Here is a 12,869-nt window from a genome sequence, read left to right as displayed (position 1 = left end):
GCATAGATTGGCGGGCATGCGCTCGCACCTTCGGCATGCCTTTGCGGCGACGTTGATGATCACCGGCCTCGGTATCGCCACGGCCTGTTCGTCGGGCACCGACACCGAGCCGACGTCGTCGCCGACATCGACCACGTCGACCAGGGCCGAGACCCCGACGGCCGCACCCGGGTCGGTCGCGGTCTCCCCCGGCGGCGTGACCACCGCCGTCGGCGCACCCGCCGACTCCACCGAGGACGAGTACTACCGCGCCTGCACCACCGCGCGGGAGTGGATGGCGCAGCAGGGCGGCGACCCGCACGAGCAGGTCGAGCCGTATCTGGCCATGCTGCAGTCGACGGATTCGGCGGGACCGGCGACCTACGGCACCCCGTGGTCGCAGTTGGATCCACCGCGCCAGGCCGCCGTCATCGTGGCGGTCCGCGCCGCCGCCGACGCACTCTGTGGCTGACTGCCCTCGGCGCGAGACAATGACGGGATGGCTGACAAGCGTGTCGCGCTGGCACTCGGCAGCGGAGGCGCACGGGGTTACGCCCACATCGGCGTCATCGACGAACTCCGGGACCGCGGCTACGACATCGTCGGGATCGCCGGCTCGTCGATGGGTGCACTCGTCGGTGGGCTACAGGCGGCGGACAAACTCGGTCAGTTCGCCGACTGGGCACGGGCGCTGACCCAGGCCGCGGTGCTGCGGCTGCTGGATCCCTCGATCACCGCCGCGGGTGTGCTGCGCGCATCGAAGATTCTGGATGCCGTGCGCGACATTCTCGGTGATGTCCGCATCGAGGACCTTGCGATCCCCTACACCGCGGTGGCGACGGATCTGATCGCCGGTAAGTCGGTGTGGATGCAACGCGGCCCTGTCGATGCGGCGATTCGCGCGTCGATCGCGATACCCGGCGTCATCACCCCGCATGTGCTTGACGGCAGGCTGCTCGCCGACGGCGGCATTCTCGACCCCCTGCCGATGGCGCCCATCGCGGCCGTCAATGCCGATCTCACGATCGCAGTGTCGTTGGCCGGCAGCGAATCCGGTGGTGCCGAGGCCGTTTCCGATGGCGGCCCGAGGACAACCGAGTGGCTGAGCAGGGTATGGCGCAGCACCACGGCGCTGTTCGATTCCAGTGCGGTGCGGAGCCGCTCCGGGTCCGGTAGCGACGACGAGAGCGACAGCGACACCGAACTGGTCGACGCCACCAACGAAGCGACGGTGCCCAAACTCGGCAGCTTCGAGGTGATGAACCGCACCATCGACATCGCCCAGGCGGCGCTGGCACGCCATCAGCTGGCCAACTATCCGCCCGACCTGTTGATCGAGGTGCCGCGCAGTGCGTGCCGCAGCCTGGATTTCCACCGCGCCGCAGAGGTCATAGAGGTCGGCCGCGCGCTGGCGGCTGTCGCGCTCGACGAGCTCGAAACTCCTTCGACTGAGGGTTGATCAGCGCCCGAGGAACGTGCCGAGTTCGGCAGCCACCCGCCGGCCCTGCCGTCGGCCCGCCGCCGCGGACGGTATCCGGCACTGCGGATCGAGCGGATCCTTGCCGAACGCCGACAGAGAGTCGTCGTCGGCGAACACCGCGAACGTCGCGCCATCGAATGCGTCGATCTCTTCGGACGTGCTGACCCCGAACGGTGCCGGCGACGACTTGCCTTGCGGCACAAGCGCGACCGCGGTATCGCAGTCCGCGGCCAGCGCCATGTTCACCGTGCTGCCGACACCGCCGTCCATGTAGCGTCGATCGCCGATGGTCACCGGCGGCCACACCCCGGGCACCGCGCAACTCGCGGCGACCGCATCGACCAGCTCGACGCCGGAGGTCGGGTCGAAGGTGACGAGTTCGCCGGTGGCCACGTCGATTGCGCTGATCCGCAGTTGACGCTGCGGCCAGCGCTTGATGGGTAAGCGGTGGGCGATCACCGCACGGCGCACGGGTTCGGCCACCGTCGGCGTCGACACCGCAACCGCGCCGATGCGTTGCAGCTTCTCGGCCCTGGTGCCGGGCTGGGTCACCGCGGCCAGAAACAACTCGGTGATGTCGTCGATGCTCACGCTCGGGGTGAGCTCGGCCGACGTCGCCGCGGTTTGCCGTTCGTACAAGGCCTCCAGGTCCAGCCCACTGGACAGCTGTGCGGCGACGGCCGAGCCCGCCGAGGTGCCCACCAATACGTCGGCCTCCACCAGCGCCTTGGCCACCTCGGGGGCTTCATCGGCGATACCAACCAGAACCCCGGTCTCCCAAGCGATACCGGCCAGCCCGCCGCCGGCAAGCACCAACGCAATTTTCGTCACTATGGCCGGCTCAGATCCGGTGCGGCCTTACCGCTGATCAACGGCAGGTCGAGATAGGTCGCGATACCGGGCGGTGCCGCACACACCGCCGGGATGGAGTTCACGCAGTGCGCAGCGGTGCCGACCACGCCGTACTCGGGTCCCTCGCCGCCGATTTCGGACTGAAAACCCTTGATGGCCACGGTGATATCCGGGTTGCCCCGGACCTCGATCTCGTAGCGCTGCCCCTCGGGCCCGAAGTTCCACGCCGGGTCGAGGTTGTCCTCACCCATCAGCCAGTTCACCGTGATCCGCACGACGGGTTCACCGTCGACCAGCGCCTCCCAGTGAAATTTGCGGCCCGCGACCTGCCCGGGTTCGATCTCTCCGATCGGCGACGGAATGGGTGCTGTCGCGACCGCGATCTCTTGTGAGGAGCGGACTTTCGGTTCGGCGCGGAACCCGATCTTGTCGACGCACATCCGGACCGCCTGGATGAAGCCGCCGTCGAGCAGCTTCTGCATCGGGCCGCTGAGCGCCTTCTCCGGCACCTCGCCGAAACCCATCACATGCCGCACCACATCGGGCGCCTCGTAGGTACGCAAATCCGAAAACTCCTCGGCGCGAACGAAACTCACCCCGGTCGACATGATCGAGAACATCAGCGGAAACTTCTCGCTGATACCGCCGGGCGCGATGCCGGTGCCGTGCAGCGTCGCGTTACCCTCCAGCGCGGCGGTGTGAAGCGGCGCGGCCTGGCGCTCACTCGGGTACACCCAGCCGACGGGCGTCACGACGTTCTTACCCGATCGCAACAGCGCGGCCACCTCGTCCGGGTTGGGCAGCAGTGGGGCGTAGACCACCGCGTCGGCGTCCAGCGCGAGGATGTCGTCGACGCTGTTGGTGGCCGTGACGCCCAGGGGTTCGGCGCCGATGATCTCACCGACGTCTTTTCCTGCTTTCTCCGGTGAGTGCACCCAGCAGCCGACGAGTTCGAGGTCGGGGTGCTCGAGCACACCCTTGATGGCTGCGACGCCGACCCCGCCGGTGGCCCACTGCACGACCCGCAACCCCATATCGCCTCCAAGAAACTAGAACACGTTCTACTCTTTGTACCCCGCCGCTCCGCCGAGCAGACGCAAAGTCGCACTTTTCGTGCCCCGAATGGACGACTTTGCGTCTTCTCGTCGCATTAGGGTGTGCAGAGCGCAGCGAAAGGAACACGAGATGCCCAACAAGGTTTACGTCGTCGGTGTGGGAATGACGAAGTTCGAGAAGCCCGGCCGACGCGAGGGCTGGGACTATCCGCAGATGGCCAAGGAGTCGGGCACCAAGGCCCTCGAGGACGCCGGCATCGACTATTCGGAAGTGCAGCAGGGTTTCGTCGGCTACGTCGCGGGCGACTCGACGTCGGGCAACCGTGCGCTCTACGAGCTCGGCTTGACCGGAATTCCGATCGCCAACGTCAACAACAACTGCTCGACGGGTTCCACCGCGCTGTTCCTTGCCGCGCAGACCATCCGCGGCGGGCTCGCCGATTGCGTGATCGCGCTCGGCTTCGAGAAGATGCAGCCCGGCTCGCTGAAGGGTGGCTACGAGGACCGCGAGTCGCCGATGGGCAAGCATGTCAAGGCGATGGCCGAGATCGACGAGTTCGCGTTCCCGGTGGCACCGTGGATGTTCGGCGCGGCAGGCCGTGAACACATGCGTCAACATGGCAGCACCGCTGAGCATTTCGCGAAGATCGGGTTCAAGAACCACAAGCATTCGGTGAACAACCCGTATGCGCAGTTCCAGGACGAGTACACCCTCGACGACATTCTGGCGGCGAAGATGATCTCCGATCCGCTGACCAAACTGCAGTGCTCCCCGACCTCCGATGGTTCGGGTGCGGCGATCGTGGCCAACGAGGCATTCGTCGACAAGCACAACCTGGCCGGGCAGGCCGTGGAGATCGTCGGCCAGTCGATGACCACCGACTTCCAGTCGTCGTTCGACGGCAGCGCCAAGAACCTCATCGGCTATGACATGAACGTGCAAGCCGCTCAGCAGGTTTACGAGCAGTCCGGCCTCGGCCCGAGTGATTTCCAGGTGATCGAGCTGCACGACTGCTTCTCGGCCAACGAGCTGCTGCTCTATGAGGCGTTGGGCCTGTGCGCGGAGGGCGAGGCGCCGAAGCTGATCGACAACAACGACACCACCTACGGCGGGCGCTGGGTCGTCAACCCGTCCGGCGGGCTGATCTCCAAGGGCCACCCGCTCGGTGCGACGGGCCTTGCGCAGTGCGCCGAGCTGACGTGGCAGCTGCGCGGCACGGCCGACAAGCGGCAGGTCGACGGCGTCAACGCCGCGCTGCAGCACAATATCGGGCTCGGCGGCGCCGCTGTCGTCACCGCTTATCAGCGCGCCGAGCGCTGATAGGGGATCATTGATGCCATGCGCACCACATGGATCCTTGCCGGGGCCGCGGCTGTCGCGTACGCAACGATGGCCGCGCCCGCCGGTATCGCCACAGCCCAGGACGGCGAGTCAGCGCAGGACGTGATCAACAAGCTGCAGGACAGGGGCTACAACGTCACCATCGACAAGATCGGTACGGCACCGATGTCGGAATGTGTGGTGACCAGTGTCCGCAACCCGCAGCAGTTCACCCAGTTGATGCCTCTGCTCGGCGGCAGAAACGACGGCGTGCTCTTTCCGGTGACGATCAGTCAACCGATCTCGGTGTCGCTGGACTGCCGCCGCAACTAAGGGATCTCGGCGTATTTGGTCACGTTCAGCGTGACCAAATACGCCCAAACCGCTGTGTGTCACCGCCGTGAGCAGTCAGCCGTCACGGTGATCGAGCGTTCGGTGACCACCTGAATCCGGTCGTTGCCGCGACGCACGAATTCGGTTCGCTCCTTAGGCTTTCGGATATCGGTGATGACGCATTCGTCGAGCGTTGCGCTTCCGATCTTGTTGACCTTCACCTCGAAGCCCTGCGCCTCGAGCGTGGCGATGGTCAGGTCAGCCGACTCGGCCGACGCGACTGCCGGTACCGCGATTGCCCCGAAGGCTGCCGCGGCGATCCCGGCTAGTACCAACAGCGTTGCGCGCATGGCCGCGCCCCTTTCCGTTTGCGAAGGCCCCCATGGCCTTCACTGCGGTTCAACGGGACAACCGCGTGAGGGGTTCAACGGCGCCGAAAGAGTTTTTTCGCGCTAGACGGTGGCCGGCTCCAGCGGGGCAACTCCGGGCACCGCGATGGGATCGGTCGCCACGAAATCGGAGTACGTCAGCGGCGTGGCCGACTCGACGTCGAAGACGGTGACAACGCCGGCGTAGTCGGCGACGTGCAGGTGGTCACCGTCGACCGCGACGCTCGACGGCCGAGCGTCGGTGGTGATCGTGTGAACCACCTTGCGGGTCAGCGGACACAGCACCGCGACACCGTCGTAGTCGACGACGTATGCGCGGTTCTTGTCCGCGCCCATGACCAGCTGCGTCGGCGCGCCGCCGAGCTGGACCGTTCCGGTGATGCGGCCGGTCGCCAGCGCGATCACGTGCACGACGCCACCGCGGGTGCGGTCCGACGTCAGCACGTAGGCGATGCCATCGGCGACGGTGATGTCGCGGATCGGTGCGCCGATCTGCACGGCGCGCTCGACGCGCGTGGTCTCCACGTTGACGATCACGAGCGCGCTGCCGCGGGCGTCGGTGGTGCCCACGTACAGGCGTTTACCGCTGGCGTCTACCTCGACGGCGTCGATGCCGATCCCGGCGCCGGTGGCGATGTCGATGGTGCCCATCTGCTCTGCGGGCACGTCGATCACCGCGACGTCGGCGTAGCCGTCGCCGGTCCGCGCGGCGAACACCCGCTTACCGTCGGGGCTGACGGTCAACGCCGTGACGCTCAACGCCAGGTCATAAGTTGCGATGACGCTCTTGGCCGTGAGGTCGACCACCGAGACCTCGTCATGGGTCCACGACGATGTGCCGACGTACGCGCGGTCGTCTGCGACCGCCACCGCAACGGGCTCGCCCGGCACCGCGATGATGCTTTCCAAGGCCAGCGTGGTCGGGTCGAGCACCGAAATGCTGTCGTCGCCGAAATTGGCGGCCACGATCACGTCATCGGCGGCCGCGATGTCGCCGATCGGCCCTCGCCGCCCCTCGACGGCGCCCGCGAAGCTGACGTTCGTCTCATCTGAATCAGACGTCTTCATCTGCCTCATGGGCGCCACAAACTTAGCCATCTCCATCGGTGTACCTCCGCCGGCATGGCGTTCACCGGCCCTAGATTTCAAGTCTTCCTACGCCTTTGGCGCTGATTACCCACGAGTCTAGCGACGAACACCGACGCGTTTTCTCGCCGCAACCGTCAATCGGCGTCGACGCGTCAAAAGCTCTCAGACAGCGCTTAAGAAACTCTTCGTTATCCGTTCGTTACCCTTCGGCGGTTATCCGTAATGTGCCGGTAACGTGCGGCTTTACCGGTGGCTGAACGGATTCCGATATCGACGCCGAAAAGGCGCTCTCAGGTTCGCAATCGAAAAGTGAGCGACAAATCACAAACGACATGCCGGATTGGGTTCGCGTGCAACGTCAATCGCATCCAGTGCAACAGTGATTCACGTCACTTCAACCACCGATGACGGCGCGGACCACAACGTATCAAACCGACGCGCTGCAGGCGTTTTCGGTAACCGGCCCGCAATCGTCGAACTGCAACCGCACTTCGGTGCCGGTCGACTGCTTGGAGATCGTCGTGCGGTCGGCCAACGCACGCATCAGCGGAATACCGCGGCCGCGCGTATTCGGTTGCCCCTCGCCGTCGACGTAGCGCCAACTGCCGTGATCGGAGACCACAACCTCTAGCTGACGGTCAGCCGCGTAGTGACGGGCGTGCATCGTCATCGGGCCGGTGCCCCCGCGGTAAGCGAATTCCGCCGCGTTGGTGAGGGCTTCGTTGACGGCCAGCACGACGTCGTTGAACCTGGCCGGGTCGAGCGTGAAGTGCCTGCGCAGCCATCCGGACAGCTCGGAACGGAACTGCGCGACATTATGGGCGTGGGCAGTGTCGTTTCGGATGAGGCTCGCGTCCATCTCGCCCGCGGAGCAATTCGATTCGGACATCGTGCGAACTGATTACCCCGTCGCGGCTGAAGTCATGCGGCGAAGTTCTCGAGAGCGGCTTCAACCGTGGAATACATGGCGATCAGATCCGCGATACCGGTGATCTTGAGCGGTCGACTGGTCGCCGGTCCCTCAGCGACGACAGCAAACCGTATCTCGGTGCCCTCGACCTGATTGTGGGCCTCCATCAGCACCTGCATCCCGGCCGACCCGAGAAAGTCCACCTGGGTGAGGTCGACGATCAGACCCGCAGGATCCTTGGCCAAAGCCGCCTCGACGGCGCTTTTCAGCTCGGGGGCGGTGAGCATGTCGAGGTCACCGGACGCGGCGACCACCGCCACGCGTCCGACCCAGTTCTCGGTACAAAGCTGTCCGTCCAAACCTCACCTCTTACTTGGGGCGCCCGCAAAGCAACCTCATTCAACATCACGAGGCTGCAGTCTGAACCCGCCGCTAGAGTATCGACTTCGTCAACTCGATGCATCGACAGCACCCAGATGCGCCGGTGGCGGAGCAGATTCTTTGACATATCGGCAGGTCCGCTGCTCTGTCCTGGTCGTAAAACGCGCGGTGGGACCGCCCACGCGTTAGTGTCGGCGTACCTCAAAGCCCCCGAGTGAAGGGTGATCAATGGGTTCCAACTCCCTGTTCGCGCGACGAGTGATCATGGCTGCCGGGTTCGCGCTCGCAGCAGCGGCTCCGGTGGTCGGGGTGACACTGGCCGCGCCCGCCAGCCCTCCTTCCCATCTCGCCGACTGCCCGGCCGGAGAAGAGCCAGACAATTTCACCAGCCAGTGCATACCCCATCTGGTACCGAACTCGGCGGGTTCGGCTCCGGCTTCCGCCCCTGCGTCGGCGCCTGCGGACGCCGCCACGACGGGTGAGAGCCCGAGCATGTGCCCGCCGGGAGTCAGCGGCGCCGAGTGCGGCGGCTCGACCGGGGGCCAGGCCAGCTCGCCGCAGCCCGAGTTGCCCGCGGCGGTGCCCCCGCAGGAACCCGAACAGGAACTCGCCGAGGTCGTCACACCGGGTTACTGACGCCGCTAGCCCAACAACTTTCGCATCGCGTTACGTATCGGCCGGGCAGCACGGCCGCCAAGTTGCTGGGCAGTCGGCAGTAGGCTGCGCTTGTCTTTCGGTACCGCTCGCAAAACGCTGTCCTCGGGAAGACCGGAGGCGTCGCTGCGCGGTACGGCGACCGTCGAGACCACCTGGTGCGGACCTTCGGCTCGAGGTTTGACGTCGAAGTCGAAGATCGCCGTGGGCAGGTACACGGTGGCGCAGGTGTTGGGAATGTCGACCACGCTGGACAGGTGGCCCTCGATGGGTGCGGCGCCGAGCAGCAGGTAGGCCTGTTCGCGCGAGTAGCCGAACGCGGTCAGGTAGTCGATCGCGTTGAGGCAGGCACGCTGGTAGGCGACGAAGGGATCGAGGAATGTCTGCTTGCCGTCGCGGGTGACCGAAATCCCGGAGAACGTCAGCCACTCGTCGCACTGGGTTCCGGCGCCGCCGGGTACGAACAGTGGGTTCTCTCGAATCTTGTAGAGCGACATACCATCTGCGATGACGTCGACATGCAGGTCGATGTAGCCGCCCATTTCGATCGCGCCGCAGAAGGTGATTTCGCCGTCGCCTTGGGAGAAGTGCAGGTCTCCCACCGACAGGTTTGCGCCGTCGACGAACACCGGATAGAAGATGCGGCTGCCCTTGGTCAGATCCTTGATGTCCTGATTTCCCCCGTTTTCGCGGGGTGGCGCCGTCTGGGCGGCGACGACGGCCAGCCGAGCCACATCCTGCTCCGCCGTCTGCCCCAGCAGCGCTCCCTTGGCCATCGGCGGCAGCGCCAGTGGCGGGACGCGCACCGGTTTGGTGGCGATGAGCTTGGCTTCGCGCTTGTTCCACGTGGTGAGCAGTTGCGATGACGGCGCCGTACCCATCAAGCCGGGATGGGGCGCGCCGGCGAACTTCACGCCGGGGATGTGACGCGAAGTGGCATGGCCGTCGGAGAACTCCCACACCGCCTTGTAGGCGTCGGGGAACAGGTCTCCGAGGAATCCGCCACCGTTGCGCGGGGCGAAGATGCCGGTGTAGCCCCACCCCTGTCCGGCGAGCGGCCCGACGTCGCCTTCCGAGATGGGGCCGATGTCGACGATGTCGACCACGAGTAAGTCGCCGGGCTTGGCGCCGTCCACGGCGAACGGACCACTCAACTTGTGGCCCTCGTGGAACGGGGCGTTGAGGATGTCGTCGGCCGAGTCGGTATTGCCTATAGAACCGTCGAACCAGCCGCGGCAGTGCACGCGAAATGTCTGTCCGGGTCGCACACTCGCGACGGGCGGGATCTCAGGATGCCACCGGCTATGGCCAAGAACATCTTGCTCGTCGAATCGCTTGTCGGGATCGAGCGAGAAGATGACGTCAGGCATATTCGCCAGCGTACGGATCGGACTCGCCGCGCGAAGGGGTGACTTTTTGCAAGTCCGGCCCACCGGTCATTCCGCGGTGGGACACTTCTCGTGTCAGCTGAGTTCGGGGCTGGCGCTGGGAGGCTCGGCGATGAACATTTCGCCGCATAAATCCATGGCGACTGTTGTGATGGCAGCCGGAGTTCTTGCTGTACCCAGCACCGGTTCTGCCGACCCTCCCCCGCCGGTGACTCCGGTCAAGCCGCTCAGTTCGGCCGCGGCCATCGCCACAACGACCGTCATTCCCCCGATAACGCCGCACCCGCTGCTCAGCGTGGTAGCCAGCAGCTGGACACCCCTCGACGAACCTCCAAACAGCTTTGCGCCCTTCGCATTCGCTGCACCACTATCGAGAGATCCCGAAAACGTCACGCGGCCGAACAGGCCCGCGCTGCGTGCGCCTCAGCCGGTCGCGTTGATCGGAACGGGTGGCGCGCCTTCAAGATCAGGCGATCGCAGCACCGCGCTGCTTGTGCCGTCGTCCGCCAACTTCGTGACCGACTTCATCGCGTTCTTCATCAGCGATGGTGATGAGCCGGGCGAGAATGCCGGATTGCTCATCGGCAACGGCGCCGACGGTGTGGCACCCGGGCAAGCCGGCGGGCGCGGCGGCCTGCTTTTCGGCAACGGCGGAAACGGTGGCCCCGGTGGCCGAGGCGGAGACGCTGGTCTGATCGGCAACGGCGGCAACGGCGGAAACGGTGTTGACGACATTCAGTTGACGGGCAACGCAATTGGCGGCCCAGGAGGCGCCGGCGGCCGTGGCGGTCTGCTGTTCGGCAACGGCGGAACAGGCGGCAGAGGAGGTAACGCCGAAGGTGGGGCGAACGCCACCAGTGGCGCGGGCGGCGCCGGAGGCAACGCCGGACTGTTCGGCCGCGCCGGAGACGGTGGCGCCGGAGGGACGGCGAAGACGTCCGAAGACAGCGGTGGCGCGCTCGGCGGGGCGGGCGGCGACGGCGGCAACGTGCTCGGCATCGGCGCCGCGGGCAACGGGGGTGCCGGCGGCAACGCGGACTCCCTCGATCTGCACTCAGTCGGCACGACCGCGGGCGCTGGCGGCGACGGCGGCACCGTCGGGTTCATCGGACCCGGTGGAAACGGCGGCGCGGGCGGAATCGCCGATGGGTTCGCGGACACCGTCGCCGGTGCTGGCGGCCAAGGCGGCGATGGCGGTGCGTTCATCGGAGCCGGTGGCAGCGGCGGGGCGGGCGGTGACGCGTCGAGCGGCCGCGGCGCGGCCACGGCAGGGGACGGCGGCGACGGCGGCAGCGCCAAGCTGGTCGGAAGTGGCGGCGCAGGCGGTGACGGTGGTACGGCGCTGGGAGTAAACGGCAGTGACGCCGCAGGCGGATCCGGCGGCGACGGCGGCAACGGCGGTCTGTTGTTCGGCAGTGGCGCGGTCGGGGGCAACGGCGGTGCCGCAGAGGGCCTTCGGGCCGTCACGGGCGGCGCCGGCGGTCACGGCGGAAGCACCGGGCTCAACGGCAACGCGGGTGACGGCGGCGCAGGCGGTGCGGCCAAGACAACTGGCGACGGCAGCGACGCGATCGCGGGCGCGGGCGGCAACGGCGGCAGCGTTCTCGGTGTCGGCGACTCCGGTGACGGCGGTGACGGTGGCGGCGCGTCGGCGCTGGACCTGCACAGCAGCAGCACCCAGGGCGGCGACGGCGGCGCCGGTGGCAGTACCGCAGTCAGCGGCGCGGGCGGTGTTGGCGGCACAGGAGGCTCCGCTGCCGGATTCGCCAACACCGTCGGCGGCGACGGTGGTAACGGCGGCAATGGCGGCACGCTCAACGGAGACGGCGGGGCCGGTGGCACGGCAGGCAGCGCGACGGCCAACGGCGCCCTGAGCACTGCCGACGGAGGCAACGGCGGCGACGGCGGAAACGGCGGCGTCCTGTCGGCAGGAGGCGCGGGCGGTGATGGCGGCTCAGCGCTCGGCACCGCGCCGGACCGTGCGGGCGGCGACGGCGGTGACGGTGGCAACGGCGGCATCGGCGGGGGCGGTGACGGCGGCGATGGCGGGTCTCCCGGCGGCACCGGCGGTAGCGGCGGAAGTCCCGGCGGAATCGACGGCGCCGACGGCTGATGCCCGCTTAGCCGCGGCGAAATGCGGACGAAGCGGTGGTGACGGTCGGCGCAGGCACCAGGTCCAGTCGCAGCGCGGCAGCGGTGGCCGGGCCGACGATGCCGTCAACTGTCAAACCTGGGGTACGACGTTGGAACTCCCTGACGGCGGCTTCGGTCTGAGGTCCGAAGTCACCGTCTACCACGAGGTGGCCGGCGTACTCGCGATATGCGAACTTGAGTCGGCGCTGGAGTGCGGCGACCTGGGGCCCCTCGGAGCCGCGAAACAGCAAGACGTGCGCGTATTCGCCGACGGGCACGGGCGGTTGCGGGGTCTGCGCCGAGCCCGCGGTGTCGCCGATTCGCTTCTGGATATCCTGGCGCAGAATTTCCATGTCGATCGCGCCGGGATCCCACTTACCTTGGACGCGGCCCGCGTACTCCTTGTGCCCGATCGTGCGCGCAGAAGTCTGCGACAGTCGACGATTGATGGCCGCACAGCACTGCACCAGTGCGAAATACTGTGCGTCAGGCCAATTGTGGCGGTGCGGGGCCGTCGGGCTCGTGCCGCTGTTGGCGCATTCGATTCCGATCATGTGCCAGTTACCCATGTTCGTCGGAAGCCACGGGTACATACCGCGTCCGGCGTGCCATGCAACACCGACCGCCACGACGGTCACGGTGCCGTCGCGCGCGATGTGAAGCTGCGACAACGGCCCTGGCAGGTCGGGACGGCCGTAGGCGATCGAGGCGGCGGTGGCGTTGTCGGATCCGGTGTGGTGCACCATGACACCGCGGATGTCCTTGAAGTCTCCGTGACCGCGGTTCTGCCAGCCGGGAAACTCCACGAGGTCGACACCTTCGGCGCGCAGTACGTCGGCCAGCCAAACCGGATCGCCGGTCCAAGGTCTTGTCTGGGGCACGCAGAAGTCCTTTCGGGCTCAGTG

At 66.9% G+C, this 12,869-nt stretch carries 14 protein-coding genes; 6 read left to right on the top strand and 8 right to left on the bottom strand.

Features of this window, described 5'->3' with window-relative positions:
* The first annotated feature begins 16 nt into the window (after positions 1 to 16).
* Together lpqV and ABQF13_RS13390 are read left to right on the top strand one after the other, a co-directional pair.
* Complete coding sequence (gene lpqV, locus ABQF13_RS13395; RefSeq protein WP_448393240.1) at positions 17 to 451, top strand: lipoprotein LpqV; 435 nt, start codon at positions 17 to 19, stop codon at positions 449 to 451.
* A 27-nt stretch (positions 452 to 478) separates the two neighbouring features.
* The gene (locus ABQF13_RS13390; RefSeq protein ID WP_448393239.1) at positions 479 to 1,438 is read left to right on the top strand and encodes a patatin-like phospholipase family protein; all 960 of its coding nucleotides are present in this window, start codon (positions 479 to 481) and stop codon (positions 1,436 to 1,438) included.
* On the opposite strand, the gene ABQF13_RS13385 is transcribed toward ABQF13_RS13390, so the two are convergent.
* Positions 1,439 to 2,293, bottom strand: coding sequence for a patatin-like phospholipase family protein (locus ABQF13_RS13385; protein ID WP_448393564.1), 855 nt, complete (start codon positions 2,291 to 2,293; stop codon positions 1,439 to 1,441). It lies immediately after the preceding gene.
* Positions 2,290 to 3,345: an NAD(P)H-dependent amine dehydrogenase family protein gene (locus tag ABQF13_RS13380; RefSeq protein ID WP_448393238.1), complete on the bottom strand. Its 1,056-nt coding sequence runs from the start codon at positions 3,343 to 3,345 to the stop codon at positions 2,290 to 2,292. Before ABQF13_RS13380 ends, ABQF13_RS13385 begins: the two co-directional genes overlap by 4 nt.
* 151 nt (positions 3,346 to 3,496) lie before the next feature.
* Here ABQF13_RS13380 and ABQF13_RS13375 point away from each other — a divergent pair, with 151 nt between their 5' ends.
* Both ABQF13_RS13375 and ABQF13_RS13370 read left to right on the top strand, forming a co-directional pair.
* Complete coding sequence (locus tag ABQF13_RS13375; RefSeq protein WP_448393237.1) at positions 3,497 to 4,687, top strand: lipid-transfer protein; 1,191 nt, start codon at positions 3,497 to 3,499, stop codon at positions 4,685 to 4,687.
* 18 nt (positions 4,688 to 4,705) lie between these two features.
* The gene (locus tag ABQF13_RS13370; protein ID WP_448393236.1) at positions 4,706 to 5,020 is read left to right on the top strand and encodes a hypothetical protein; all 315 of its coding nucleotides are present in this window, start codon (positions 4,706 to 4,708) and stop codon (positions 5,018 to 5,020) included.
* 59 nt (positions 5,021 to 5,079) lie between these two features.
* Here ABQF13_RS13370 and ABQF13_RS13365 read toward each other — a convergent pair whose 3' ends face one another.
* From ABQF13_RS13365 to ABQF13_RS13350, 4 genes are all read right to left on the bottom strand, one after another.
* Complete coding sequence (locus ABQF13_RS13365; RefSeq protein ID WP_448393235.1) at positions 5,080 to 5,370, bottom strand: hypothetical protein; 291 nt, start codon at positions 5,368 to 5,370, stop codon at positions 5,080 to 5,082.
* A gap of 102 nt (positions 5,371 to 5,472) precedes the next feature.
* Positions 5,473 to 6,477, bottom strand: coding sequence for an MmpL3/TtfA transport complex stabilizer (locus tag ABQF13_RS13360; protein WP_448393234.1), 1,005 nt, complete (start codon positions 6,475 to 6,477; stop codon positions 5,473 to 5,475).
* Positions 6,478 to 6,925: 448 nt separating this feature from the next.
* Entirely contained in the window at positions 6,926 to 7,387 is a 462-nt protein-coding gene (locus tag ABQF13_RS13355) for an ATP-binding protein (RefSeq protein WP_448393233.1), read from the bottom strand.
* 32 nt (positions 7,388 to 7,419) lie between these two features.
* A complete protein-coding gene (locus ABQF13_RS13350) occupies positions 7,420 to 7,767 on the bottom strand; it encodes an STAS domain-containing protein (RefSeq protein ID WP_448393232.1) in 348 nt (115 codons plus the stop codon).
* Between the two features lie 250 nt (positions 7,768 to 8,017).
* On the opposite strand from ABQF13_RS13350, the gene ABQF13_RS13345 reads away from it, so the two are divergent.
* A complete protein-coding gene (locus ABQF13_RS13345; RefSeq protein ID WP_448393231.1) occupies positions 8,018 to 8,425 on the top strand; it encodes a hypothetical protein in 408 nt (135 codons plus the stop codon).
* A 5-nt stretch (positions 8,426 to 8,430) separates the two neighbouring features.
* Here ABQF13_RS13345 and fmdA read toward each other — a convergent pair whose 3' ends face one another.
* Positions 8,431 to 9,813 (bottom strand): formamidase, encoded by a 1,383-nt coding sequence (gene fmdA / locus ABQF13_RS13340; protein WP_448393230.1) that lies wholly within the window; start codon positions 9,811 to 9,813, stop codon positions 8,431 to 8,433.
* A gap of 532 nt (positions 9,814 to 10,345) precedes the next feature.
* On the opposite strand from fmdA, the gene ABQF13_RS13335 reads away from it, so the two are divergent.
* Complete coding sequence (locus tag ABQF13_RS13335; RefSeq protein WP_448393229.1) at positions 10,346 to 11,944, top strand: hypothetical protein; 1,599 nt, start codon at positions 10,346 to 10,348, stop codon at positions 11,942 to 11,944.
* 7 nt (positions 11,945 to 11,951) lie between these two features.
* Here ABQF13_RS13335 and ABQF13_RS13330 read toward each other — a convergent pair whose 3' ends face one another.
* The gene (locus ABQF13_RS13330) at positions 11,952 to 12,845 is read right to left on the bottom strand and encodes a peptidoglycan recognition protein family protein (protein WP_448393228.1); all 894 of its coding nucleotides are present in this window, start codon (positions 12,843 to 12,845) and stop codon (positions 11,952 to 11,954) included.
* Positions 12,846 to 12,869: the final 24 nt, after the last annotated feature.

The sequence above is a fragment of the Mycolicibacterium sp. XJ879 genome, from assembly GCF_053483935.1.
The sequence above is the reverse complement of the archived record's forward strand: the minus strand, read 5'-3'. Positions and strand labels throughout refer to the sequence as shown.